The organism is Demequina mangrovi, from assembly GCF_000759715.1.
Lineage (GTDB): Bacteria > Actinomycetota > Actinomycetes > Actinomycetales > Demequinaceae > Demequina > Demequina mangrovi.
Genome location: NZ_BBLU01000015.1, coordinates 60410 through 83716 on the forward strand (window position 1 = coordinate 60410; position 23307 = coordinate 83716).

General features: G+C 72.6%; 25 protein-coding genes. 11 read left to right on the plus strand and 14 right to left on the minus strand.

Going from position 1 to position 23307, the window contains the following annotated elements; all coding sequences use genetic code 11:
- Positions 1–118: 118 nt before the first annotated feature.
- Both TR42_RS11720 and TR42_RS11725 read left to right on the plus strand, forming a co-directional pair.
- Positions 119–460: a hypothetical protein gene (locus TR42_RS11720; RefSeq protein WP_042216055.1), complete on the plus strand. Its 342-nt coding sequence runs from the start codon at positions 119–121 to the stop codon at positions 458–460.
- Between the two features lie 107 nt (positions 461–567).
- On the plus strand, positions 568–807 hold the full coding sequence (locus tag TR42_RS11725) for a hypothetical protein (protein WP_042216057.1): 240 nt from the start codon (positions 568–570) through the stop codon (positions 805–807).
- Between the two features lie 7 nt (positions 808–814).
- Here TR42_RS11725 and TR42_RS11730 read toward each other — a convergent pair whose 3' ends face one another.
- Complete coding sequence (locus tag TR42_RS11730; RefSeq protein WP_042216059.1) at positions 815–1444, minus strand: thymidine kinase; 630 nt, start codon at positions 1442–1444, stop codon at positions 815–817.
- 195 nt (positions 1445–1639) lie between these two features.
- Here TR42_RS11730 and TR42_RS11735 point away from each other — a divergent pair, with 195 nt between their 5' ends.
- Both TR42_RS11735 and TR42_RS11740 read left to right on the plus strand, forming a co-directional pair.
- Positions 1640–1906 (plus strand): hypothetical protein, encoded by a 267-nt coding sequence (locus TR42_RS11735; protein WP_143058984.1) that lies wholly within the window; start codon positions 1640–1642, stop codon positions 1904–1906.
- A 369-nt stretch (positions 1907–2275) separates the two neighbouring features.
- Positions 2276–3688: an MFS transporter gene (locus tag TR42_RS11740; RefSeq protein WP_042216063.1), complete on the plus strand. Its 1413-nt coding sequence runs from the start codon at positions 2276–2278 to the stop codon at positions 3686–3688.
- A gap of 3 nt (positions 3689–3691) precedes the next feature.
- Here TR42_RS11740 and TR42_RS11745 read toward each other — a convergent pair whose 3' ends face one another.
- Genes TR42_RS11745 through TR42_RS11760 form a run of 4 tightly spaced genes read right to left on the minus strand, consistent with a single transcriptional unit; the run spans position 3692 to position 5504 of the window.
- The gene (locus tag TR42_RS11745) at positions 3692–4024 is read right to left on the minus strand and encodes a hypothetical protein (protein ID WP_042216066.1); all 333 of its coding nucleotides are present in this window, start codon (positions 4022–4024) and stop codon (positions 3692–3694) included.
- Positions 4021–4536 (minus strand): GNAT family N-acetyltransferase, encoded by a 516-nt coding sequence (locus TR42_RS11750; protein ID WP_042216068.1) that lies wholly within the window; start codon positions 4534–4536, stop codon positions 4021–4023. The genes TR42_RS11745 and TR42_RS11750 overlap by 4 nt, the downstream gene beginning before the upstream one ends.
- Positions 4533–4922 (minus strand): ribonuclease E inhibitor RraB, encoded by a 390-nt coding sequence (locus tag TR42_RS11755; protein ID WP_042216071.1) that lies wholly within the window; start codon positions 4920–4922, stop codon positions 4533–4535. Before TR42_RS11755 ends, TR42_RS11750 begins: the two co-directional genes overlap by 4 nt.
- 39 nt (positions 4923–4961) lie before the next feature.
- Positions 4962–5504: a GNAT family N-acetyltransferase gene (locus tag TR42_RS11760; RefSeq protein WP_081953363.1), complete on the minus strand. Its 543-nt coding sequence runs from the start codon at positions 5502–5504 to the stop codon at positions 4962–4964.
- A gap of 123 nt (positions 5505–5627) precedes the next feature.
- Between TR42_RS11760 and TR42_RS15140 the strand changes: the two genes are divergently transcribed.
- The 4 genes from TR42_RS15140 (at position 5628) to TR42_RS14425 (ending at position 11586) form a co-directional block, all read left to right on the plus strand.
- Positions 5628–5798 carry a DUF8730 family Cys-rich protein gene (locus TR42_RS15140; RefSeq protein ID WP_169742211.1) on the plus strand — a complete coding sequence of 57 codons (171 nt, stop codon included), beginning with the start codon at positions 5628–5630 and terminating at the stop codon, positions 5796–5798.
- Between the two features lie 161 nt (positions 5799–5959).
- The gene (locus tag TR42_RS11765; RefSeq protein WP_042216074.1) at positions 5960–6439 is read left to right on the plus strand and encodes a CotH kinase family protein; all 480 of its coding nucleotides are present in this window, start codon (positions 5960–5962) and stop codon (positions 6437–6439) included.
- 76 nt (positions 6440–6515) lie between these two features.
- Positions 6516–7772: an arginine deiminase gene (locus tag TR42_RS11770; RefSeq protein WP_042216076.1), complete on the plus strand. Its 1257-nt coding sequence runs from the start codon at positions 6516–6518 to the stop codon at positions 7770–7772.
- A 121-nt stretch (positions 7773–7893) separates the two neighbouring features.
- Complete coding sequence (locus tag TR42_RS14425) at positions 7894–11586, plus strand: HtaA domain-containing protein (RefSeq protein WP_052406044.1); 3693 nt, start codon at positions 7894–7896, stop codon at positions 11584–11586.
- An 87-nt stretch (positions 11587–11673) separates the two neighbouring features.
- On the opposite strand, the gene TR42_RS11780 is transcribed toward TR42_RS14425, so the two are convergent.
- From TR42_RS11780 to TR42_RS11795, 4 genes are read right to left on the minus strand one after another with little or no spacing between them, the layout of a single operon-like run.
- Entirely contained in the window at positions 11674–12444 is a 771-nt protein-coding gene (locus tag TR42_RS11780) for a heme ABC transporter ATP-binding protein (protein WP_052406046.1), read from the minus strand.
- Complete coding sequence (locus tag TR42_RS11785) at positions 12441–13484, minus strand: FecCD family ABC transporter permease (protein ID WP_042216078.1); 1044 nt, start codon at positions 13482–13484, stop codon at positions 12441–12443. Before TR42_RS11785 ends, TR42_RS11780 begins: the two co-directional genes overlap by 4 nt.
- A complete protein-coding gene (locus TR42_RS11790; RefSeq protein WP_042216081.1) occupies positions 13481–14521 on the minus strand; it encodes a heme/hemin ABC transporter substrate-binding protein in 1041 nt (346 codons plus the stop codon). Before TR42_RS11790 ends, TR42_RS11785 begins: the two co-directional genes overlap by 4 nt.
- A gap of 2 nt (positions 14522–14523) precedes the next feature.
- Positions 14524–15174: a biliverdin-producing heme oxygenase gene (locus TR42_RS11795; RefSeq protein WP_042216083.1), complete on the minus strand. Its 651-nt coding sequence runs from the start codon at positions 15172–15174 to the stop codon at positions 14524–14526.
- Positions 15175–15456: 282 nt separating this feature from the next.
- Between TR42_RS11795 and TR42_RS11800 the strand changes: the two genes are divergently transcribed.
- Positions 15457–17265: an alpha/beta hydrolase gene (locus tag TR42_RS11800; protein ID WP_052406048.1), complete on the plus strand. Its 1809-nt coding sequence runs from the start codon at positions 15457–15459 to the stop codon at positions 17263–17265.
- 92 nt (positions 17266–17357) lie between these two features.
- Here the strand turns inward: TR42_RS11800 and TR42_RS11805 are convergent, their stop codons facing one another.
- Positions 17358–17936 carry an NADPH-dependent F420 reductase gene (locus TR42_RS11805; protein ID WP_042216084.1) on the minus strand — a complete coding sequence of 193 codons (579 nt, stop codon included), beginning with the start codon at positions 17934–17936 and terminating at the stop codon, positions 17358–17360.
- Positions 17937–18041: 105 nt separating this feature from the next.
- Between TR42_RS11805 and TR42_RS11810 the strand changes: the two genes are divergently transcribed.
- Entirely contained in the window at positions 18042–18626 is a 585-nt protein-coding gene (locus tag TR42_RS11810) for a MarR family winged helix-turn-helix transcriptional regulator (protein WP_042216087.1), read from the plus strand.
- 19 nt (positions 18627–18645) lie between these two features.
- Here TR42_RS11810 and TR42_RS15145 read toward each other — a convergent pair whose 3' ends face one another.
- The 4 genes from TR42_RS15145 to TR42_RS11825 form a co-directional block, all read right to left on the minus strand.
- Entirely contained in the window at positions 18646–18789 is a 144-nt protein-coding gene (locus TR42_RS15145) for a hypothetical protein (RefSeq protein WP_169742212.1), read from the minus strand.
- Positions 18790–18814: 25 nt separating this feature from the next.
- Positions 18815–20272: an NAD(P)/FAD-dependent oxidoreductase gene (locus TR42_RS11815; RefSeq protein WP_042216089.1), complete on the minus strand. Its 1458-nt coding sequence runs from the start codon at positions 20270–20272 to the stop codon at positions 18815–18817.
- A gap of 185 nt (positions 20273–20457) precedes the next feature.
- Entirely contained in the window at positions 20458–20844 is a 387-nt protein-coding gene (locus tag TR42_RS11820) for a phage holin family protein (RefSeq protein ID WP_042216091.1), read from the minus strand.
- Between the two features lie 87 nt (positions 20845–20931).
- On the minus strand, positions 20932–21363 hold the full coding sequence (locus tag TR42_RS11825) for a phage holin family protein (protein WP_042216094.1): 432 nt from the start codon (positions 21361–21363) through the stop codon (positions 20932–20934).
- Positions 21364–21633: 270 nt separating this feature from the next.
- Here TR42_RS11825 and TR42_RS11830 point away from each other — a divergent pair, with 270 nt between their 5' ends.
- A complete protein-coding gene (locus TR42_RS11830; protein WP_042216096.1) occupies positions 21634–23256 on the plus strand; it encodes a cation:proton antiporter domain-containing protein in 1623 nt (540 codons plus the stop codon).
- Positions 23257–23307: the final 51 nt, after the last annotated feature.

Here is a 23307-nt window from a genome sequence, read left to right on the forward strand (position 1 = left end):
CCCTTGCCGATCGCGTCGCCGCCTGGCGGCGCCCGTTCGCGCCCTCGCGTGCCACGCCGCCCGCGACTTACCCTGACCCCGAGCACCGCCTCGGGCTCCCGGCACGAAACGAGCGTCCATGACCGACGTCCGCGACCTCATCGACTTCGACACGCCGCACAACTACGCGGAGCTCCTCGCCCGGGCGGGCAGCACCCGCGACGCCGCGCACTGCACGCTGTGCGGGCTCGACTCGGACCCCCTCCCCCCGACGAGCCTCTCGCTCATCAAGTACCGCCAGACGGGCAGCGCGAAGGGCTCGAGCCGGCTCTACTGCGACGTGCACCTCGCCGAGTGGCGGGACGATGCGCGGGCGGCCAGGCGTCCCGGCCGCCGCGGCGCGGAGCCTCCCCAGCACACGATCTGCCCCACGTGCTTCATGCAGATGCCGCTCACCGGCGGCTGCCAGAACTGTGAGTAACTCGACATACCGGACCCGCGGATGCGGGACCAACGCCCCTCGTTGCGAGTGAGATCACGTCGTTACGGTGGAAAGGAGCGAGACACGACGACGGATGGGGGGCTCGCATGACGGACACGGCCACGCACCTCAGCCTCGACAACTACGCGGACCTGCTCGCCCTCGCCGAGGTGGTGCGCGCGACCGCACGGTGCAGCGCGTGCGGCGCGGACTCCGCCCCGGTGCGCACCGACGCGCTGTGGGTGCTGCACGACCGCACCGACGCGTCGCTCAGCGCCCCGCGCCTCCTGTGCGCGCGGCACGCGGCGCAATGGAGCCGCACGGGCATCCACCCCTCGTGGCGCTGACGCCGGCTCAGAACAGCGGCTGCGCGCCGGTCTCGTCCTCGGGAACGCCCGCCGCGCGGACCGGTCCGACCTTCTCGAGGTAGCAGGCGCCGCACAGCGACTCGTAGTCGGCCTGCTGACCGTCGATCGCGACCTGCTCGCCGTGGCTCACGAACACCCCGCCGATGACGCGGCCGTTGAAGATCGCCTTGGACCCGCAGCGGCAGATGGTCTTGAGCTCCTCGATCGCGTGGGCGATCTCGAGGAGCCGCAGCGAGCCGGGGAACGAGTGCGTCATGAAGTCGCCGCGCAGCCCGTAGCAGAGCACCGGCACGCCGTGGCGGACCGCGACCACGAAGGCCTCGTCGACCTGCGCAGGCGTGAGGAACTGGGCCTCGTCGATGAAGACCGCGTCGATGCCCTCGAGCGGACGATGCGCGACCAGGGCCTCGAGGAGTGAGTCCTCCCCGCCGAGCAGCACGTCGACCTGGCGCTCGACGCCGAGCCTCGAGGAGACCGACCGGCCCGCCTTGGTGTCGATGCCGGGCTTGACGATGACCGGGTGCTGGTCGCGCTCCTCGTAGTTGTACGCCGCGGTCAGCAGGAGCGCCGACTTGGACGAGTTCATCGCCCCGTACCGGAAGTACAGCTTCGCCATCTCAGCCCTTCTCGCGCGCCACCGATCACCGGAAACCTTAGCGGCGCACCGGGCTGCGCCGGACCGCCCGGCGTGTCTCCCGCGCATCGTCCCTGCACCGCGGACGATGCGGGACCATCGGCCCCTCGGGGGTCACCGGGCCGCGCTAGGGTGTGCGGACCCGATGACAACGACGTCACCTCCTGGGAGCTGAGAATGATCGACGACCGCGCGGACCACGCCGGCCTCACGCTCGACAACTACGCGGACCTGCTCGCCCTCGCCGGCGTGGCCTCGGCCCGCGCGCAGTGCTCGTACTGCCCGCCGGACCACGATGCGGTCCCGGCCAACGCGCTCTATCTGCTGCACGACCGCTCCGGCGACACCGAGAACGTGGGCCTCATGTGCCCCGAGCACGCGGGCGAGTGGTGCCGCACCGGCCTGGTCGGCGTCGCCGCGCCGCTGGCCTCCCCCGGCCGCTGACAGGGGCGGGACCGACACCCGCCGCCCGCACCCGCTTCCCGCGTTCGTCCGCGCGCGTCGGCGCGCGCAGGAGATGCACGATGCGGCGCCCTCGCACCTTTCATGCACGAAGGCACGGGGCGGCCGGGGCGGGAGGCGCGGCCGGGGTGCGGCAGGCCCGAGCGACGCGCCGCCATCGCCCCACGCACACTCGTGCGTGAAAGGTGCGAGGACCGTGCACGGCGCACCACCTCGCACGCGGCGCTCGTGCATGAAAGGTGCGAGGACCGCGCATGCCGCCCCACGGCGGCGCACGGCAGGGTGGCGTGGCCCCACGCGGATCGTCGACCGGCCCCCACGCCGCCGCACCCTGCGACGTAGCCTGGCCGCATGGCCGACTCTCCCCCGGCACGCGACGCGGGCGCCCCCTCGGCGACCCGCACGCAGATCACCGTCCTCTGGATCGCGATCCTCGGGAGCTTCGTCGCCTTCCTCGACGGCAGCATCGTCACCGTCGCGCTGCCCGCGATCGCCCGCGACCTCGGCGGCGGCGTCGCGCTCCAGCAGTGGGTGGTGGACGCGTACCTCATCACGCTCGGCGCGCTCATCCTCGTCGCGGGCTCGCTCTCGGATCAGTTCGGCCGCCTGCGGGTGCTCACCGTCGGGCTGATCGGCTTCGGCGCGATGTCCGTGCTGATCGCGCTCGCCCCCACCGGGCCGGTGCTCATCGGCGCGCGTCTGCTTCAGGGCGTTGCGGGCGCCCTCCTGGTCCCCAGCAGCCTCGCGCTCATCATGAGCACGTTCCGCGGCGCGGCCCAGGCGAAGGCCATCGGCACGTGGACCGGCGCGACCACCGGAGCCTTCGTCGCGGGCCCCGTGCTCGGCGGGCTCCTCACCGACTACGCGTCGTGGCGCTGGGCCTTCGCGATCAACGTCCTCCCGATCGCCGCGACGCTCCTCCTCGTCGCGCGCCTCGACCACCCGGACACACGACGCGAGAACGCCTCGGTGGACTATGCGGGTGCGATCCTCTGCACCGTCGGCCTCGGCGCCGCGGTCTTCGCTCTCGTCGAGGAGCCGCACCTCGGCTGGTCGGATCCCGCGATCTGGGGCTCGGCCGCGATCGGCGTGATCGCGACCGCAGCCTTCCTGCGCCGGCAGGCGACCGCGCGCGACCCCATGCTCCCGCTCAGCCTGTTCCGCGCCCGCAACTTCGCGTGGGGCAACCTCACCACGTGGTTCGCGTACGGCGCGCTCGCCCTCAACGGCTTCATCGTGAGCGTCTACCTGCAGCAGGGCGCGGGCCTGTCCGCGACCGCGGCCGGCCTCACCGAGCTCCCCATCACGGTGCTGATGATCCTGTTCAGCTCGCGCGTCGGCACGCTGGGCGCCCGCTTCGGGCCGCGGATCTTCATGACGGTCGGCCCGCTCGTCATGGCGGTCGGCTCGTTCATGCTCGTGGCGATCTCCGAGGACTTCGACTACTGGACGCAGGCGCTCCCGGGAATCGTGGTCTTCGGCATCGGCCTCACGCTCATGGTCGCGCCGCTGACCTCCGCGATCCTCGGCGCGATCGAGTCCGAGCGCTCCGGGATCGCGAGCGCGGTCAACAACGCGGTCGCGCGCATCGCCGGGCTGGTCGCGATCGCGCTCATCGGCACCATCGTGGGCGGCGAGCTCGACCTCGACGGCTTCCACCGCGCCACCATCGTCGCGGGCGGCTTCATGCTGCTCGCCGGCGCGATCTCGTGGATCGGGATCAGGAACGACGCCTTCGCGGCGGACGATGCGCCCGCAACCTGAGACCTACAGGTCGCGGATCGCCCGCTCGACCAGGTACTGACGGTTCATGACGATGGCCTGCATCGCCGGCAGGAAGACGCACGAGATCGCGACCAGCGGCACCAGCGACGGCGCGGCCGAGGGCAGCACCAGCCCCCACAGCAGCGACGCCGCGAACCAGATGCCGGCCGAGATGTAGTACTTGCGCTCGGCCGTCTTCACCCCGGCCCAGATGTAGGACGCCCACGGCAGGACGCCGAAGGTGACCAGCGGCACCAGCACCCACCACGAGCGGGCCAGGCGCCAGCGGCGGCTCTCGAGGCGGCGCTGCGCGTACTCGGGAACGGGCGTGCTCATACGGGGCCTCCCAGGGAGATGGTCCAGATGTTGAGGGTCATGGGGACGCCGCGGTAGTCGTCCTCGAGCGTGCCCTCGTGCGTGAAGCCCGCGCGCCGGCACAGCGCGTTCGAGGCGACGTTGTCGACGTTCGGGCAGGCGAGGAGGGTCGTCGGGAGGTCGTGCTCGCGCACCGCGGTGCGCGCCTCGTCGACCAGCAGCCTCACGGCGGCGGTCGCGACGCCCTGGCGCTGGTGCGCGGGAGGGACCATCCAGCCGGTCTCGAGGCACGGCTCTCCGCGCAGCTCCGACTCCCACCAGCCGATCGAGCCCAGCGCCTCGGACGCATCGTCCCTCCGCACGGTGTACATGTGCGGCCGCCCGCTGTCCCAGCCGCGGATGTACTGCTCGTGGCGCCTGCGGATCCTCTGCGCGGACTCGGGCCCGGCGAGGTGCTCCATCATCTCGGGGACGTTCGCGGCGTGCAGCAGCGGGAGGTCGGCGTCGGTCCACCTCCGCAGGCGGTAGGTCACAGGCCCTTCTCCTCGTCGGTGAGGAGCCCGGCCCAGCCCTCGTAGTCGCCGCCGTGCTTCTCGGCGAGGCTCTCGCACAGGTCGACGGTCTCGCGGAGCAGGTCCGGGACCAGCGGCTTGCGGTAGTGCCGCACGAAGAGCATCCACTCCGGGATGTCGTGACTCGGCTCGACCAGCTCGTGCGTGACGCGCTTCGAGCGCAGCTCGTCGGCGGCCTCGCGTACGCGCGGCTCGGAGGTGAAGGAGAGGAAGAACTCCGACTCGCGCGGCGCCGTCACATCAGCGCCGCGCTCGGTCATCGCCTCGAGCTGCGCGGCGTCGTCGGCCCAGAGGTCGTACGGGCCGACGCGCTTGCGTCCGCCGAACACCTTCGCGAGGATTCCCATGGGTCCACGCTAGCCGCGCGGGGTCCCGGGCAGTGACCGTCAGGCGGAGGCCGGGCGGCGCATCGTCTCCACGAAGCCCAGGCGCGTGTAGACGCGCAGCGCGTCCTCGTTGTCGGCGTCGACCGTGAGCGCCATCTCGCGCTCCCCCACCGCCTTGAGCGCGCGCGCCGATGCCGCGATGAGCCCCGAGGCGACCCCGGTGCGCCGATGATCCGGCAGCGTGATGCAGTCGAGGACGTAGGGCGCGTCGGGAAGGTCGTCGCGGAGCGTGCAGCGCTGCACCACGGTGACGATGCCGGCGACCTCGCCGTCCTCGGTGAGCCCGACAGGCGAGGCGACGGGCATGAAGTCGCCGGCCTCGTTCTTGAACATCGACTGCGTCGACGCGACGACGTCATCCCACTCCGGCTCGTACGGCGGGCGTTGCGGGTAGGCGTCCCACACGGCTCCGGCGATCCACGGGATGTCCTCGGGGACGGCCGCTCGGACGTGGGGCCAGGGCGCCGACGCTTGCAGGATCGCATCCACCGGGGCGACCATGACGATGCGGTCGACGGGCCGCGTCATCGCTCTTCCAGCCATACGGGGACCGTATCACCCACCCCCTTGACAGATACCCCCAGGGGTATGCATACTGGTCGGGACGCGGCGGGGTGATCCCCCCTCGCCCGGCCGCGAACATCGTCGAAACAAGGAGAAACCCGTATGTGCTCTCGAATCACCTGCAACCAGTGCGGCAAGGCCACGTGGACCGGCTGCGGCCAGCACATCGACCAGGCGCTCGCCGGCGTCGCCCAGGACCAGCGCTGCACCTGCGACCAGGGTGGCTCGGGCAACTCGTTCGGCTCGATGTTCTCGAACATCTTCTCGCGCTGACGCGCACGGCGCGGTGATCGCGCACTGACGTGAGGCCCCGCAGGCACCCCGACCGGATGCCTGCGGGGCCTTTCGCATGCCCGGCGCCCGCGGCGACGCTCCCGACGTTCCCCCGGCGGGCTCTCAGCAGGCTCTCAGACACCGCTGGTGGGATGAGGAGCATGACGAACCGGACATACACCCCCGACCTGCACGAGCTACTCGAGTCCGCCGACGACGTGACGTTCACCGAGCACCTCCCCCAGGCGCTCGACGTCGAGGCCTTCGCGACCTACCTGGCCTTCCAGGAGATCGTGGACAGCTATCACGACGTCGCACGGCCCGGCGAGCACGCGTACGTGTGCTTCGACACGGCCACCGGGGCGCTCGCCGTGATCGACTGGGCGCTCGACGTCGGCGTGGGCACGCGCCAGGGCCTCGGGGACGCGGCCGCCGCGCGCCTGCTCGCCGAGCGCTTCCTCACCCAGCCAGGCTTCGCGGCGCTCGTCGACGCCGAGCTCGAGCGCCTCTCGGACGTGCTGCTCGCCTCCGACGCGGCCGACTCGACGGCCGGCGCCGCCGCCGAGGTGCTCCGCCGGCACACCGCGCGCCTCCACGCGGCCGAGCTCCCGGCTCCGATGCGCGAGCCGCGGAGCGCGTAACAGCGCCCCCGTGCTCGCGGCGGTCTCGCCGCCGCGGCTAGGCTCGAGGCACCCTTCAGAAAGGTGCATCCAGGCCATGACGGAGATGCAGGCCCCCGCCATCACGCTGCCCGAGTACGGCGTCCACTCGGAGGTCGGGAGGCTCCACAAGGTGCTCACGTGCTCCCCGGGCCTGGCGCACCACCGGCTCACGCCGTCCAACTGCCAGGACCTGCTGTTCGACGACGTCATGTGGGTCGAGAACGCCGAGCGCGACCACGCCGCGTTCGTGCAGATGATGCGCGACCGCGACATCGAGGTGCTCGAGCTGCACACCCTGCTGGCCGAGACCCTGGCCCTGCCCGAGGCACGCGCATGGCTGCTCGATCGCAAGGTCACCCCCGACGAGGTGGGGCTGGGCCTCGCGACGGACATCCGCGCCTACCTCGACGACCTCGGCTCGATGGACCTCGCCCGCCACATCATCGGCGGCCTCTCGACGCTCGACCTCCCCCGCGACTTCTCCCCGCCCGGCATCCAGCTGGTGCGCGAGGAGTCCGGCATGCGCGACTACCTGCTGCCGCCGCTGCCCAACACGCTCTTCACACGCGACACCACCTCGTGGATCTACGGCGGCGTCACGCTCAACCCGCTGTACTGGTCCGCCCGTCACGCCGAGACGCTCGTGATGAAGGCCGTCTACACGTTCCACCCCGACTTCGCCGATGCGGTCAACGTGTGGTGGGGCGACCCCGAGCTCCCCAACGGGCTCGCGACGCTCGAGGGCGGCGACGTCATGCCCGTCGGCAACGGCACGGTGCTGGTCGGCATGTCCGAGCGCTCGTCGCGCCAGGCGATCACGCAGCTCGCGATGGAGCTGTTCCTCGGCGAGGGCGCCGAGCAGGTGATCGTCGCGAAGATGCCGCGCCTGCGCTCCGCGATGCACCTCGACACCGTGTTCACGCTCGCCGACCGCGACATCTGCACGGTCTTCCCCGGCATCATCGACGAGATCGAGACGTATGTGATCCGCGAGGCTCCCGCGCCGACGATGCTCGACGTGCGCCGCGACGAGCGGCCCTTCGTCGACGTGGTCGCCGAGGCGCTGGGCGTCGACCTCCGCGTCATCGCGACCGGCGGCGACCGCTACGCCTCCGAGCGCCAGCAGTGGGACTCGGGCAACAACCTCCTCGCCCTCGAGCCCGGCGTGGTGGTCGCCTACGACCGCAACACCCACACCAACGAGGAGCTGCGGGCCGTCGGCGTCGAGGTCCTCGAGATCGTCGGCGCGGAGCTCGGGCGCGGCCGCGGAGGCGCGCACTGCATGACCCAGCCGCTGCTGCGCGACGCCTGATCTTTTTACGCAACGCCCGTGTTGCGTTTTCCGCGTCGCTCCCGCTAGGGTGCGGGTAAGGCAAGCCTCACCTGCCCTGCCATGGCGCCCTGCGCGCCTCCGTTCCCCACCAGGAGTTCATGTGCTCTCACGCGTCGCTGACGCGCGCCTGCGCGCGCCCGGAATCCTCGCCGGTGCGCTGCTCGCGCTGCTGCTCTCACCCCTGCTCGTCGCGCTTCCTGCGGTCCCCGCGGCCGCCGACGACGAGCCCGCCACCCCCACCGTCACGGTCGACCGGACCACCGGCCTCGACGGCACCGGCGACACCATCACCGTCACCGGCACGGGCTTCCTCCCGTCCGCGCCCGCGACCACGGGCGCGCGTCCGCCGCTCTCGGGCCGCTTCACCGGCATCTACGTCACCGTCGGCAAGTTCGCCGAGACGTGGCGGCCGAGCGAGGGCGCCGCATCGGCCGCACGCAAGAACGCGCACACCGCGTGGGCGCTGCCCGCCGAGAGCATGGCGACCGTCGGCGGCGCCGCGGCCGGCGCGGTCGAGCTCACCCCCGAGGGCACGTTCTCCGTGACCTTCGACGTCACCGACGACGCGCTCGACGAGGTCGAGGGCGACTGGGGCGTCTACACGTACGCCGCGGGCGGCGCGGTCCACGCGCCGTTCGAGACCGAGACGCCGCTGAGCTTCGCGCCGCGCGTCACCGTCACCCCGACCACCGGCCTCGACGACGTCGCGACCGTCACGGTCGAGGGCCGCAACTTCCTCACCGCCGGCGCCGCGACCACGGGCACGCGTCCGCCGCTCGCGGGCCGCTTCACCGGCGTCTACGTCGCGGCGGGCAAGTTCGCGGACGTCTGGCAGCCCACCGCGGGCGCCGCCTCGGCCGCGCGCCCGAACAGCGACGTGCGATGGGCCGTGGACGCGGCCGACGTCGACACCATCGGCGGCACCGCCTCGGGCGCCGTCGCGATCGACGGCAGCGGGTCCTTCACCACGACCCTCGAGGTGGACAAGTCCGCGCTCGACGCAGTCGAGGGCACCTGGGGCGTCTACACGTACGCGGCCGGCGGCGCGAAGCACGCACCCTTCGAGACCGCGACGGCGCTGGACTTCGCCTCGGATGCGGCGGCACCCGCCGGGATCACGGTCACCCCGACCACCGATCTCGCCGACGGCGACACCCTCACCGTGACCGGCGCCCTGCCCGCGCAGGTCGACGGCGCCGACACGTCGGTCTACGTCATGTACTGCGCGGCCACCGGCGGCGAGCTCGGCACCGCGGCAGGCCGGCCCTCGGGCGCCCTCTGCGACACCTCGCGCCAGCAGTGGCTCATGCACACCTCCGTCTACGGCCAGCCCACCACCGGCACCGTAGCGGACGGCGTCTGGACCTTCGAGACCACCATCGACGCCGCCGCGGCCTTCGGCGACGTCGACTGCACCGCCGACGGCACCACCTGCGGCGTCTTCGTCCGCCTTCCGCACACCTTCGCCGGCGACCACAGCCTCGACCAGCTGGTCCCGGTCAGCTTCGCGGCGGACGATGCGGGCGACGGCTCCGGTTCCGGCGACGGCTCCGGCGATGGTTCAGGAGAGGGCTCGGGCGGCGGCGGCTCGGGCGACGGCTCGACCACGACCACCACGGGCACCCTCGCGTGGGGCGTCGACGCGGACTTCCGCGCCTACGTCACCGGCGCGGTCGCGCACGGCAGCATCTCCGTGACGGGTGCCACCGCGAGCAAGGGCGTCTACAGCTTCACGCAGTCGGGCGGGAACGCCGACGCGACCGCGCGCACCGGCACCGCGCGCTACGCCGGCGCGGTGACGTTCACCGGTCACGACGGCACGCTCGACACCACCCTCGCGAACCCTCGCGTCCGCTTCACCACGGCCGGGGCGACCCTCTCGGTCGACGTCGACGGCACGCGCGTCGACTTCGCGACGCTCAACCTGGGCGCGGCGACGCGCACCACCGTCGACGGTGCGGTCCGCTGGACCGCGGCGCCCGCGACGCTCACCGCCGCCGGGGCGAAGGCCTTCGGCGGCTTCTACAGCGCAGGTCGCACGCTCGACCCCGTGACGTTCACCGTCGGCGCGAGCGACGCCGTCGACACCGAGACGGGAAGCTCGTCGGGCGGCTCCTCGACCGGAGGCTCGACGTCGGGAGGCTCGTCCTCCGGCGACTCGAGCGCGGACAAGGGCGGCAGCGGCTCCGGCGGCACCGCCACCGACACCACCACGGGCACGACGGCGACCACGACCGTCGGCCGCCTCACCTGGGGCGTCGACGCGGGCTTCCGCTCGTACGTCACGGGCCCGATCGCGCAGGGATCCATCTCGGTGACGGGCGCGAGCGCATCGGCCGGCACGTTCACGTTCCTCCAGTCCGGTGGGAACGCCGACGCCGCGGCGCAGACCGGCACCGCGGCCTACGCGGGCGCCGTGACGTTCACGGGCCACCACGGCGAGCTCGACCTCACGGTGGCGAACCCGCGGGTCCGCCTCGGCGCCACCGGCGGGACGCTCAGCGTCGAGGTCGACGGGGTGCGCGTCGACTTCGCGACGCTCCACCTCGCCTCGGGCTCGCGCACCACGCTCGACGGCGCGGTCCGCTGGGCGAACGTCCCCGCGACCCTCACCTCCGCAGGCGCGCGGGCCTTCGACGGCTTCTACCCCGCCGGCCGCTCGCTCGACCCCGTGACGTTCACGGTCGGCACCGGGAGCACCACCACGGTGTCGCGCACCACCACCGTCGTGGCGAGCGCGGCGACCGCCGCATCGTCCACCGACGATGTCCCGGAGACACCCCCCGCGACCACCGGCATCACCCTCGACGACGCGACGCTCGAGGCGCTGCTGCGCGGCGAGGTCGTGACGCTCGAGGTCGGCGGCTTCGCGCCCGACGAGACCGGGATCCGCGTGGTGATCTACTCCACGCCGACCGTGCTGGCCGACGGCCTCGCCGCGGACGCCGCGGGCGTGGTCACGTGGACCGGCGCGCTCCCCGGCTCGCTCGCCGGCACCCACACCCTGACGTTCCAGGGCTCGGAGAGCTACGGGATCGTGCTCGACATCCCCACGCGCGCCATGTGCCTCGTGGACGATGCGACCCTCGCGTGGGGCGTGAAGGACTCGTTCCGTGCGTACATCGAGGGCACCATCGCCAACGGTGGGTGGGAGCTCGACGGCGTCACCCAGGACGGCGGCGACTTCGTGTGGTCGGCCGGCGACGGCGGCCTCGACACCGATCCGGTGAGCGGCGCGGTCGCCTTCGACGGCGAGGTGCGGTTCTCCGGCCACGACGGCGCGCTCACCACCACGCTGGCGAGTCCCGCGGTCGAGGTGAGCGACGGCGTCGCGACCCTGGTGGTCGACGTCGAGGGCGAGACCCAGTCCGGCGACGTCGTATCGGAGACCGCCGTGCGCTTCGCGACCCTCGACACCGCCGCCGCGACGGTCACGACCGACGGCGACACCGTCACCCTCGCGGACATCCCCGCGGTGCTCACCGCGGAGGGTGCGGCCGCGTTCGGCACCTACCCCGCGGGCGAGGAGCTCGACGCGGTCACGCTCACGCTCACCGCGCCGGACGGGTGCGGCGTGGTGGTCGCGGGCCTGCCCGCCCCCGAGGTCACGGTCGAGGACGCCACCGACGAGACCGAGGCGGCCGTCGCCGTCGAGGGCGAGGCCTCCGCGGCCGATGCCGCCGCCGAGCCCGGCGACACTGCCCCGATCGCGTGGTGGCCGTGGGCCCTCGGCGCCGGCGCCCTGCTGGTGGCCGGGCTCACGTTCGCCATCCGCCGGACCCGTCGCGGCTGATCCCGCGCACGCACGCAGCAAGGCGCCCCCGACCGCATGGTCGGGGGCGCCTTCGCGTTCCGGCGCCGGTTGCGCCGCAGGCCCGGCTCAGCGGCGCGGCAGCACCACGGGCAGCCGGGTATCGGGGTCGTCGATCACGCGCACGCCCAGGCCGTAGACCGCCTCGAGCAGCTCCGGCACCAGCACCTCGCGCGGCGACCCGAGGCCCGCCAGGCGCGCGCGGTCGAGCACCGCGATGCGGTCCGCGTAGGCGGCGGCGAGGCTGAGGTCGTGCACCACGACCACCACGGCGGAGCCTGCCCGGGCGAGCGCGCGGGCGAGCCCGAACACCTCCTCCTGATGGCGGATGTCGAGCGCCGCGGTGGGCTCGTCGAGCATGACGATGCGCGTGCCCTGCGCGAGCACGCGGGCGAGCGAGACGCGCGCCCGCTCTCCCCCGGACAGCGACGGGAACGCGCGGCCGGCGAGGTGCGCGACGTCGGCGCGGACGAGCGACTCCTCGATCACCGCATCGTCCCTCTCCGCCTCGGGGCGTCCGCGCCACGGGCTGCGGCCCATCGCGACCACCTCGGCGACGGTGAAGGGGAAGGCGACCTCGTTGTCCTGCGTGAGCACCGCGCGTTCGCGCGCGAGCGCGCCCGGCTGCCACGCGGACAGGGGGCGCCCGTCGAGCTCGACGAGGCCGCCGGCGAGCGCACGCTCGCCCGACAGGGCGGACAGCAGCGTCGACTTGCCCGCGCCGTTGGGTCCGACGAGCGCGAGCAGCTCCCCATGGCGCACCTCCAGGCTGACGCCGTCGACCAGCGTCGCCGCACCCGCGCGGACCGTCACGTCGCGCGCGTGGATCGCCGCCGTCACGCCCAGCCCCCCGCCCGCGAGCGGGCGCGGCGCAGCAGCCAGAAGAAGAAGGGCCCGCCCACCAGCGAGGTAAGCAGACCGATCGGAAGCTCGGCGCCGGAGACGAGCGTGCGTGCGGCCACATCGGCGTACGTGAGCAGCACGGCGCCGCCGAGCGCGCTCGCGCCCAGGAGCACCCGATGCGCGGGGCCGAGCGCCATCCGCATGAGGTGCGGCACCACGAGCCCGACGAACGCGATGATGCCCGCGTACGCGACGGCCGCGCCGGTGAGCACCGCGACCACGAGGATCGACACGAGCCGGAGCCGCTCGACCCGCACGCCCAGGTGCGCGGCCGTGCGCTCGCCGAGGGCGAGGAGGTCGTAGCGCGACGCGAGCGCGAGCGCGGCGACGATGCCGACGGTCCCGAGCACGGCCACCACGGCGACCTCGTTCCAGCGGGAGCCGTTGAGGCTGCCGAGCTGCCAGAACACGATCTGCTCGCGCGCGGCCGAGTCTCCCGTGAACAGCATGAGCGCGAGCCCGGCGCCCGCGAAGGCGTTGACCGCGATGCCCGTGAGCAGCAGCGTCACCACCTCGGTGCGGCCGTTCGCGCGCGCCATGAGGTAGACGAGCATCGTCGCAGCGACACCTCCCGCGAAGGCGAGCAGCGCGAGCGAGGCGACGCTGCCGACCGCGGCCCCCGTGACGATCGCGACGGCCGCGCCCAGCGCGGCGCCCGAGGAGACGCCCACCACACCTGGCTCGGCGAGCGGATTGCCGAAGATCGCCTGCATCACCGCGCCCGCGACCGCGAGCGCGGCCCCGACGAGCACGCTCATCGCGACGCGCGGGAAGCGGATCTGCCACAGCGCCTGGTACGTGACGTCCTCGGCGGGCGCCCACGGCGTCACGATGCCGAGCCCCTCGAGGAACGCGCCCACCACCTCGGTCGGTGCGATCGACAGCTGGCCGACGGCGGCGGAGAGCAGCACCCCGAGGACGAGCGCGACGGCCAGCCCTGCACCGACGGCGACGGTGCGACGCGAGCGCGCGATCACGCGCCGTGGACCGCGGTCGCGAGCGCCGTGACGATGGCCGCGGAGCGCGGCCCGAACGCGAGGATGTCGTGGTCGTCCATGTCGACGATGCGCCGGTTCCGGCCCGCCGAGGTGAGCGCGATCGCGGGGCGCTCCTCGAGGAGCCCGTCGATCCCGCCGACCGACGCGAGCCCGTTCGTCATGACGAGGATGACGTCCGGGTCGGCGGCCAGCATCGCCTCGTCGGTGAGCGGCTGCATCCCGGTGATCCCCGCATCGGCCGCGGCGTCGACTCCGCCGAGGGCGTCGATGAGCTCGTCCGCACCCGACTCGTCGCCGAACATGTAGTAGACGCCGGCCGAGCCGCGCAGGTACAGGAAGGCCATGCGCAGCGGCGCGTCGTCGACCGCGAGCGCGGCGACCTCCGCCGATGCCTGCGACACCTCCGCCGCGATGCGGCCGGCGAGCGCGGCTCCGGCCTCGGGCACGCCGAGGGCGTCGGCCACCTGCCGCGCGAGGGTGCCCGCACCGTCGAAGCCCGCCTCGTTCTCGACGTAGACCACGGGGATGCCGGCGTCGCGGACCTGCGCGACCGCGTCGGACGGGCCGATGCTCCCGTCGGTCACCACCACGGTCGGCTCGAGCGCGAGGACGGCCTCCGGCGTGAGCGTGTGCCCGGGGGCGGTCACCACGGCGACGTCCTCGAGCCCTGGGATCTCGGACGCGGTGTCGCGGCCGACCAGGTGGTCGCCGAGCCCGAGGCCCACGACCGTCGCCGCGATCGCTCCGCTCATGTCGACCGCGACGATGCGGCTCGCGTCGTCGACGGTCACCTCGCGGTCGCCCGCGCGCTCGCGCGACACCACCGTGACGGGCAGCGAGGGCACCGCGGCCTCCGCGACGGGTGCGACCGTCCGATCCTCGAGCGCCGCGGTGACGGGCCCGGACGCCGGCGCAGCCGCGGCCGCGGGCTCCCGCGACACGTCCGCCGTCGCGGTGCACGCCGTGAGGGCGAGGGCGAGCGTCCCGACGGCGAGCCGGGAGACGAGGCGCCGCACCGCTACGCCGCGAGAGGCTCGGCGGCGCCGAGCGCGTCGAAGATCGCGCCGTTGAGGTGGAAGGCGGACTTCGCCTCGGCGATCAGCACCGCCTCCTGCTCCGCGTCGAGGTCGAGCGCGTCGAGCTGCTCGCGGTACGCGCGCTTGTAGCGCACCGGCGAGTCGATCTCCTCGAAGCGGTAGAAGCCCAGCTGGGCGTCGGTCGCGCCGTAGTGGCGCGCGACCAGCTTCGCGATCGCCTGCCCGCCGGAGAGGTCGCCCAGGTAGCGCGTGTAGTGATGCGCGACGTAGCGCGGGACGTCCTGCGCCGCGATCGCGTGCAGGTGATCGACGTACGCCTGCGTCGCGGGCAGCGGCGCGTGCGCCGCCTCCCAGTCCGCCGCGCCGAGCGCGACCAGGTCCGACTCCATCGACGGCACGCGTCGCAGCGCCTCGTCCGCGAGGAAGCCCGGGTCGCCCGGCTGGGCCGCGCGGGCCTCGAGGGCGCGGTACACGTGGGTGTACTGAGCGAGGTAGCGCACGTACGCGGCGAGGTCGAGCTCGCCGCCCATGAGCCGGGTGATGAAGCCGCGGTTCTCGGTGTCGCGGTGCTCGGGTGCGGTCGCGTCGCGCAGACGCGAGGCCAGCCCGTCCGGGGACTCGGGGGTCGTCATGGGAGCAACCTACCAATTCCGCAAGGCTCGTGTCACGAAAATCGCGCCGGACATGAAGAACCCCGGCTCGGCCACGTCTTCGGGGCCTCGCCGGGGTCACGGTAGGTGCGGACACGCCATTGTGTCCGCACTCGACGACGCTAGCGCGGGCAGCGGGTGCCGGAACCCGGTTTACTGAATTGTTATGGATGGCAACGTTCACATGACGAAACCTTGACGTTGCCCCGCCCGGCGCGGGACCGTCGACGGGAGACGCTGCTTCCCTGGAAGGGGGTGAGGACGATGACCGGACCCGCGACCGCCGTCGACACGTCGCCCGAGCCTCCCGCGAGCGAGCCCGACGGCCCGCGCGCGGGGTCGCGGCGGCTCCGCGTGCGCACCGCCCGGACCGACCGGGGCAAGGAAGCGTCGCATCGTCCCCCGCGGCTGCTCGAGCCCACGTTCTCGGGCGTCGGCCTCGTCGTCGGGGCGTTCCTCATCGCCATCTCGCTCGGCCCCTCGCTGCTCCCCCGCATCCCTGTGGTGCAGGGCGTCGCGTCCGGCGTCTCGTTCATGGTCGGCTACGGCGCCGGCGCGGGAGCGCACGCCGTCTGGAACTACCTCCAGGTGCCCAACCTCCGCGGACGCCCCCGCACGATCGTCGCCTGGTCGCTGCTGGCGATCATCTGGATCAGCCTGTCGCTGTCGGTGTGGCGGTGGGTGGGCTGGCAGAACGGCATCCGCCGCACCTTCGGCATGGAGGACCTCGACCCGACCGCCTGGCCCATCGTCATCGGCGTGGGTGTGCTGGTCGCCGCCGCGCTGCTGGTGATCGCGCGCGCGATCCGCGCGGCCTTCCGGTGGGCCGACCAGCTCATGCTGAGGTTCCTTCCGCCGCGCCTCGCAGTGACCCTCGCCACCGGCGGCATGGTGATCCTGCTGTGGCTGCTGGTCTCGGGCCTCCTGGTGCGCGGGCTCTTCGCCGGCGCGAACGAGGCCTTCTCCGTGCGCGACGCCGGCGACAAGGCCGGCACCACGCTGGTGACGTCGGATCTGAGCTCCGGGGGCGCGGGATCCCTGGTCGCCTGGGAGGACCTGGGCCGGCAGGGCCGCAGCTTCGTGTCGACCGGGCCGACGGTTCGGGAGCTCGACGCCTACGCCGAGGGCGCGGTCGAGCCGATCCGCGTCTACGTGGGGCTCAGGTCCGCCGAGACACTTGAGGAGCGCGCGCGGCTGGTGCTCGACGAGCTGGTCCGCACCGGCGCGTTCGACCGCGAGGTCCTGGTGCTCGCCACCACGACCGGCACGGGCTTCATCGACGCGAACGCCGCCGACTCGCTCGAGTTCCTCTACGGCGGCGACACCGCGATCGCCGGCCTGCAGTACTCGTACCTGCCCAGCTGGCTCTCGCTGCTCGCGGACCAGGAGGCGGTCGCCGAGGCCTCGCTCGCGGTCTTCGACGTGGTGCACGACTACTGGGCCGACCTGCCGGCCTCGACCCGGCCCGAGCTCTACCTCTACGGGCTCTCGCTCGGCTCCGCCGGCGTCGAGGCGATCCTCACGGGACCCGACATCCTCAACGAGCCCATCGACGGCGCGCTCATGACCGGCCCGACCTTCGTCAACCTGCTCCACAACCAGCTCGAGCGCACCCGCGATCCCGGCTCGCCGTCGTGGCTTCCGGTGGTCGGCGAGGGCCGGACGGTGCGCTTCACCGGCGAGGCTGATGCCCTCGACGAGCCGAGCGCGGTCTGGGGCGAGACGCGCATCGTCTACCTCCAGCACGGCTCCGACCCCGTGGTCTTCTTCTCACCCGTGACGTTCTACCGCGAGCCCGAATGGCTCCAGGGCGACGAGCGCGCGCCCGACGTGTCCGCCGAGATGCGCTGGTTCCCGCTCATCACGGGCTGGCAGACGCTGCTCGACATGCCCGCCTCGGGCTCGGTGCCCGAGGGCTACGGCCACATGTACACCGCGGGCGCCAACCTGCGCGCGTGGGTGGGCATCACGCGGCCGAGCGAGTGGACCGACGAGGACACCGCGGAGCTCGCGGCGTACCTCGACCACCGCCGGGCGGAGCAGCAGACGCTGCTCGAGCAGCTGGGGCAGTGACGCGTGAGCGCCCCGCTGACACGGGGGTGGACGCACAGCGCGCTGTACGAGCACCCCCGTGCCGGCGGGGCGCATCAGGAGTGAGGCGACGGTCAGCGCTGGACGGCGAAGCCGCCGGTCCAGCCGATCTTCTCCGACACGGCGAGCGTGAGCTGAGCGAAGCCGATCGCCTCGAGCTCGTGGGCGCGCACCAGCGCGCCGGCGTCGATCGCGCCGAGGCCGGCCGCCTCGACGGCCGCGACGAGCGTCGCCTTGGCCTCGGCCGAGTCGCCCGCCACGAGCACGGTGGTGAGAAGCTCGCCCACGCTCTTCGCGGCGAGGGTCGCGGCGAAGTTGGTGTTGAAGGCCTTGAGCACCTGCGCCTGCGGGAGCTTCGCCTGGATCTCGGCGGCGGCCGACGAGCCGGCGGGGACCACGAGCGAGTCGAAGGTCTCGAAGTTCAGCGGGTTGGTGATGTCGACCACGACCTTGCCGTCGAACGCGTCGCCGTACGCGGCGAGGATCGAGTCGACCGCGGGGAACGGCACGGCGAGGATCACGACGTCGCCGGCCAGCGGCGCGGTGCCCACCTGGTCCTTGGCGATGTAGTCGACCGTGCTGCCGCCGGAGGCGAGCACGCCGCCGATCGCGTTCGCCATGCTGCCGGTGCCGATGATGGTGAAGGTGGTCATGTCATGTCCTCTCGCGGGGGCCGGATCGACCCAATTGGTTGTACCTACAACCAGTGACCTTAGACCCTCTTGGTTGTAGATGCAACTTCCCGCTAGAATCAGGGCATGACGACCACGGACACCGCCCTGCGCCACGGCGAGCGCGTGGCCGTCGCGCGCCTGCACGCGATGCTCGAACTGCTCCCCTCGGCGCTCGACAAGCAGCTCTCCCCCGCCTCGCTCACGGCCTTCGAGTTCACCCTGCTCGAGGCCCTCGCCGAGGCCGACGGCCACCGCCTGCGACTCAGCGCGCTCGCCTCACGCACCAACGCCACCCTGCCGCGCCTGTCGCGCGTGGTGACCGGCCTCGAGCGCAAGGGCCTGGTGGCGCGCGCCGCCTGCCCCGAGGACGGACGCGCCTCCAACGCGGTGCTCACCGATGCCGGCCGCGAGGCCTTCCACGACACGCGCCCGCTGCACGCCGACGCGGTGCGCGCGATGGTGCTCGACGGCCTCACCGACGCCGAGGTCGATGCGCTCGCCGACCTCACCCTCAAGATCCTGGGCAGGCTCGACCCCGACCGCCGCCTCACCGTGACCGCGGACCTCGAGACCGCATGCGCGGCGGACCCGGCCCCGTGCGACGCCGACCCGGCCCCGTGCGCGGCGGACCCCGCGCCGGAGTGCCCTGCGGACCCCGCCGGGGCGTGACCGCAGGCCCGCTCAGCCCCTAGTGGTGCTTGCGGGCGAGCCTCCACATCGTCCACGAGGTCCCCACGAACCTCGCGAACTGCGCGACCACGTTGCGCCGGCGACGCAGCTCTCCGCCCGTGGGCAGCGGCGCGTGCGCGATCCTCTCGTTGGTGGTGTCCATCACGACTCTCCTCTCACGCCGACGCTCACTCGGGGATCCACGTCCAGCCGGGACGCCCCTTGGCCTTGTAGATGAAGAGCGTGTGGAGCATGCGCTTCACCCAGTGACCCGACAACCCGATCTCGCCCTTGGTGGCCTTGAGGTCGCGCCCGGTGTCCGGGTACTTCTCCCAGTCGGGCACCACGGGGCTCATCGTCATCGCGGCGGCCGTGCCGGTACGGAAGCCGTGCCCCGCGGAGGCGACGCATGCCGCCGCCATCTCCGACATCGACGCCCCATGCGTGGGCACCGGAGCGCCCGTGAGGATCATGTCCGCGATGGACTTCGCGACCACCTTGCCCATGGTCCCCGACGGCATCCCGGTCCGCGGCGGCGAGGGCGCCACCGCCACCCCGTCCGGCGTCGCGCGCGGCACCGAGATCTGGTGCGGCGGCGCGAACGCGATGCCGACCGCGAACACGTTGCCGTAGGTGGGGTTCTGGTAGGTCCGCGGCCAGTCGCGCGCCGACCACTCGTCGTAGGACCGCGGCGTGTAGTCCGCGTCCACCTTGAGGAAGCCCGACGGCGCGAAGACCGTGCCGGTGATGTCCTCGCCCGCCCTGTCGAAGGCCTTCCAGTCGTTGCCCTTGAACGGCGGCAGGAGCATCGCGAAGTCGTACGCGAGGTCGTTGTGCGAGCCGTCGAGCTGGTCGTAGTGGATCACCCCGGGCTCGATCGAGGTGACCGCCGCGCCCGTGATCGCCTTGACCCCGCGCTCCCGGAACAGCGACTCGGTCCACAGCTGCGAGGTGGTGCGGTAGCCGTTCTGCTCGAACTGCATGCCGCCCACGCCGAAGTCCCCGAGCTCGTTCTCGTTGGTGAGGTAGACGATCTCCGCGTTGTCGCGCACGCCCGCCTCGCGCAGCTCGTGCTCGACGTTGAACGTGTACTCGAAGGCCGCGCCCTCGCACGTGCACGTGCCGTGCCCGACGCCGATCACCACGGTCTTGGGCCCGGTCCGCAGCGCGGCCTTGAGCGACTCGAGACGCGAGGCGGCCTCGGTCGCGTGGTCGGGCGTGCACACGGACAGCGTGTAGCCGCCGTCGGGACCGAGGCCCGGCGTCGCACCGAAGTTGAGCTTGGGTCCGGTCGCGTTGATCACGTAGTCGTAGCGGAGCTTCTCGACCTCGCCGTCGCGCCCGGGAGAGGTGTGCTCGACCTCGACCGCGGGCGTCGCATCGTCCGCGTCCCCCTCGGGCCACAGCGCGAAGGCCTTCGCCTGCACGAACCTGATCCCCTGCTTGCGGTAGATCGGGGCCAGGTCGAAGACCACCTTCTCGGCCGGCATCTTCCCGACGCCGACCCAGATGTTCGACGGGATCCAGTTGTAGGTGGGCTTGGGGTTGACCACCACCACCTCGTGCTCCTTGGGCAGGAGCTTGCGCAGATAAAGCGCCGCGGTGTGACCCGAGACCCCTGCGCCCAGCACGACCACGCGGGCCATGTCCGATCACCTTCCTCGCTGATCCGAGAGAGGGCCGTCGCCGTTGACGGCCCATCCTCCACCTCTATACCCCCGAGGGTATGTGGCGCAAGGGACGTTCGTCCCTTTCGCGAGGGTGGGACGTTGCGGTGCCCGGACAGCGCAACGGGCCGCCGGGGACTCCCCGACGGCCCGTTCCGGAAAGCTCAGCCCTTCTTCTTGTCCGCCGCCTCCTTGAGCAGGAACATCGGCAGGATCCACGTGGCGAGCGCCGTGATGAGCCACACCAGCACCGTGCCCGCGATCCACGTGCCTACCCCGTCGATCTGCAGCCCGTCCACCACGAGCGACGTGATGAGCAGCGCCACGAACGTCGAGACCAGCCCCACACCGCCGAGGAACGCGTTCGCGTACTTGGTCGCCATCTTGAAGATGAGAGGCGACAGGATCCACTGCGCCACCGTGAAGATCACCGCCGCCGTGAGCAGCGCGAGGAAGTCGACCGTGAAGCCGTCGATCACCATCGAGGTGATCCAGATGCCCAGGGCCGCGGAACCGAGGAAGATCAGCGTGTTGATCAGGAATCTCACCATGAGGCAGACGCTACCCCCGGCCGGCCGAAAGCGCGCGGCGAACCAGGGACGTTGCAGGTTCCGAGCGCGGGCGGACGATGCGCGAGGTCAGTCCTTGCCGGCGTCGCCGGGGCGGTCGATCACCTTGGTGTCGCCATCCGAGCCCTTGGGCTTGTCGCTCGAGAACACCCCGGGGAGCACCCACACCCCGATCGCGGTGATGAGCCACACGAGCAGGGTCGCTGCCGCCCAGGTCCCGAAGCCATGGATCTGGAGCCCCGAGGTCAGCGTCGCCGTGATGAGCAGCGCGACGAAGGTCGAGATGATCCCCACGCCGCCGACCACGGCACGCGCGCGCTTCTCGATCTGGCGCTCGATGAGAGGCGAGAGCAGGCTCTGCGCGAGCGCGAAGAACACGGTCGCGGTGATGAGGCCGCTCAGCTTGAGATCGAAGTCCGAGCCGAGCATGAGGGAGGTCAGGGCGAGCGCGGCGGCCGCGGAGGACAGGAACACCGCGGCCTTGATCAGGAATCTCTCCATGAGGCGACGCTACCCCGCGCCCCCGCGTCGCCGCGAGGGGTACCGCGCGCATCGTCCCTGGATACAGATCGAGGGTGCCTCCCGGAGGAGACACCCTCGTGCGCTGTCGACCATCTCGCCGGCTTCCAGGGACTTGAGGCCGGTGAGCAAGACGATTCGGTCCTAGGACCTTGTGCCCAGAACAGTACAGCATCGGAATCCATTCCCGGGACCTTGTGCTCACGCGGATCCAGACACACGCCCGCAAAGCGCGTCCGCTACCGTCGGGCCATGCTCCATCACGCCCCGCTCATCACCACGATCGCGGTGGGCCTGGTGGTCGCGTTCATCCTGGGCCTCGTCGCGCAGCGGCTCCGACTCTCCCCCATCGTCGGCTACCTCGCCGCCGGACTGGTCATCGGCCCCTACACCCCCGGCTACGTCGGTGACGTCGACCTCGCGGTGCAGCTGAGCGAGATCGGCGTGATCCTGCTGATGTTCGGCGTCGGCCTCCACTTCTCGTTCAAGGAGCTGCTCGCCGTGCGCCGGGTCGCGCTGCCCGGCGCGATCCTCCAGATGACCGCCGCGACGGCGCTCGGCACCGGCCTCGGGCTGTGGATGGGCTGGGGCGTCGCGAGCGCGATGCTCTTCGGCCTCGCGCTCTCGGTCGCCTCGACCGTGGTGATGCTCCGCGCGCTGGGCGAGCGGCAGATGCTCGACACGCGCGCCGGCCACATCGCCGTCGGCTGGCTCATCGTCGAGGACCTCGCGATGGTGATCGCGCTCGTCGTCGTGCCGGTCCTCGCGGAGGGCGGCACGTCGCCCGGCCACCTCGCGGGCGAGCTCGCGTGGACGGTGCTCCGCGTGGGCGGCTTCGTGGCGCTCATGTGGTTCGTGGGCAGGCGCGTGATCCCGTGGACCCTCGCGCGCGTCGCGGACACCGGCTCGCGGGAACTGTTCACGCTCGGCGTCCTGGCGATCGGGCTCGGCGTCGCGGTCGGCGCCGCCTGGGCCTTCGAGGTCTCGTTCGCGCTCGGCGCGTTCTTCGCCGGCATGATCCTCCGCGAGTCCGACCTCGCGCATCGTGCCGCCGAGGACTCGCTGCCGCTTCGCGACGCCTTCGCGGTGCTGTTCTTCGTGGCCGTGGGCATGCTGGTCGACCCCGGCATCGTGCTCCGGGAGCCGCTGGGCCTGCTCGCGACCGTGGCGATCATCGTCGGCGGCAAGGCGGCGGTGGCCTTCGCGCTCGTGCGCGCGATGCGGTACTCGCGGTCCATGGCGCTCGTCATCGCGGCCTCGCTCGCGCAGATCGGCGAGTTCTCCTTCATCCTCGTGACGCTGGGCGCGGACCTCGAGATCCTTCACCAGGACGCGCAGGACCTGGTGCTCGCCGGCGCGATCCTGTCGATCATCGCGAACCCGCTGATCTTCGGCTGGGTCGCGCGCGTCGCGGCTCGCCCCGAGGCGCCGGTCGAGCCGGACGATGCGCCGTTCGCCACCGCGGCGACGAACCACGTCATCGTGGTCGGCTACGGGCGCGTGGGCGGCCGCGCCGCGCGTCGCCTCTGGGCGGCCGGCGTGCCGACCGTCGTGATCGACGACGACGAGACCCGCGTCGAGCGCATCCGCGCCGAGGGTCACGAGGCCGTGCTGGGCAACGCCGTGCGCGCCAAGGTGCTGCATGCGGCCGGGATCGGCACGGCGCGGGCGGTCCTGGTCGGCGTACCGGATCCGCTCAACGCCGGCGCGGTGGTCGCGGCGGCGCGCGAGCTGGCCCCCGCTGCGGACATCGTCGCGCGCGGCCATGGCAAGCGCGACGTCGCCTACCTGGAGGAGCAGGGCGCGACCCACGTGCTCGTCGGCGTGCACGAGGTCGCGGACCTCATGGTCGCCCGCGCCGTCGACTCCCAATGACACGTGTGAACCCTGAGCACGGTGTGGCGTCCGAATGCGTCACCGCCGTCG

Bases quoted from the DNA above. Each gene is read 5' to 3' on its own strand.
- TR42_RS11755 (WP_042216071.1), bottom strand. From the start codon at position 4,922: ATGGGAATCCTCGCGAAGGTGTTCGGCGGACGCAAGCGCGTCGGCCCG.
- TR42_RS11745 (WP_042216066.1), bottom strand. From the start codon at position 4,024: ATGAGCACGCCCGTTCCCGAGTACGCGCAGCGCCGCCTCGAGAGCCGC.
- TR42_RS11825 (WP_042216094.1), bottom strand. From the start codon at position 21,363: ATGGAGAGATTCCTGATCAAGGCCGCGGTGTTCCTGTCCTCCGCGGCC.
- TR42_RS11800 (WP_052406048.1), top strand. From the start codon at position 15,457: ATGACCGGACCCGCGACCGCCGTCGACACGTCGCCCGAGCCTCCCGCG.
- TR42_RS11740 (WP_042216063.1), top strand. From the start codon at position 2,276: ATGGCCGACTCTCCCCCGGCACGCGACGCGGGCGCCCCCTCGGCGACC.
- TR42_RS11760 (WP_081953363.1), bottom strand. From the start codon at position 5,504: ATGGCTGGAAGAGCGATGACGCGGCCCGTCGACCGCATCGTCATGGTC.
- TR42_RS11805 (WP_042216084.1), bottom strand. From the start codon at position 17,936: ATGACCACCTTCACCATCATCGGCACCGGCAGCATGGCGAACGCGATC.
- TR42_RS11725 (WP_042216057.1), top strand. From the start codon at position 568: ATGACGGACACGGCCACGCACCTCAGCCTCGACAACTACGCGGACCTG.
- TR42_RS11820 (WP_042216091.1), bottom strand. From the start codon at position 20,844: ATGGTGAGATTCCTGATCAACACGCTGATCTTCCTCGGTTCCGCGGCC.
- TR42_RS11735 (WP_143058984.1), top strand. From the start codon at position 1,640: ATGATCGACGACCGCGCGGACCACGCCGGCCTCACGCTCGACAACTAC.
- TR42_RS11765 (WP_042216074.1), top strand. From the start codon at position 5,960: ATGACGAACCGGACATACACCCCCGACCTGCACGAGCTACTCGAGTCC.
- TR42_RS15145 (WP_169742212.1), bottom strand. From the start codon at position 18,789: ATGGACACCACCAACGAGAGGATCGCGCACGCGCCGCTGCCCACGGGC.
- TR42_RS11810 (WP_042216087.1), top strand. From the start codon at position 18,042: ATGACGACCACGGACACCGCCCTGCGCCACGGCGAGCGCGTGGCCGTC.
- TR42_RS15140 (WP_169742211.1), top strand. From the start codon at position 5,628: ATGTGCTCTCGAATCACCTGCAACCAGTGCGGCAAGGCCACGTGGACC.
- TR42_RS11795 (WP_042216083.1), bottom strand. From the start codon at position 15,174: ATGACGACCCCCGAGTCCCCGGACGGGCTGGCCTCGCGTCTGCGCGAC.
- TR42_RS11730 (WP_042216059.1), bottom strand. From the start codon at position 1,444: ATGGCGAAGCTGTACTTCCGGTACGGGGCGATGAACTCGTCCAAGTCG.
- TR42_RS11815 (WP_042216089.1), bottom strand. From the start codon at position 20,272: ATGGCCCGCGTGGTCGTGCTGGGCGCAGGGGTCTCGGGTCACACCGCG.
- TR42_RS11720 (WP_042216055.1), top strand. From the start codon at position 119: ATGACCGACGTCCGCGACCTCATCGACTTCGACACGCCGCACAACTAC.
- TR42_RS11830 (WP_042216096.1), top strand. From the start codon at position 21,634: ATGCTCCATCACGCCCCGCTCATCACCACGATCGCGGTGGGCCTGGTG.
- TR42_RS11770 (WP_042216076.1), top strand. From the start codon at position 6,516: ATGACGGAGATGCAGGCCCCCGCCATCACGCTGCCCGAGTACGGCGTC.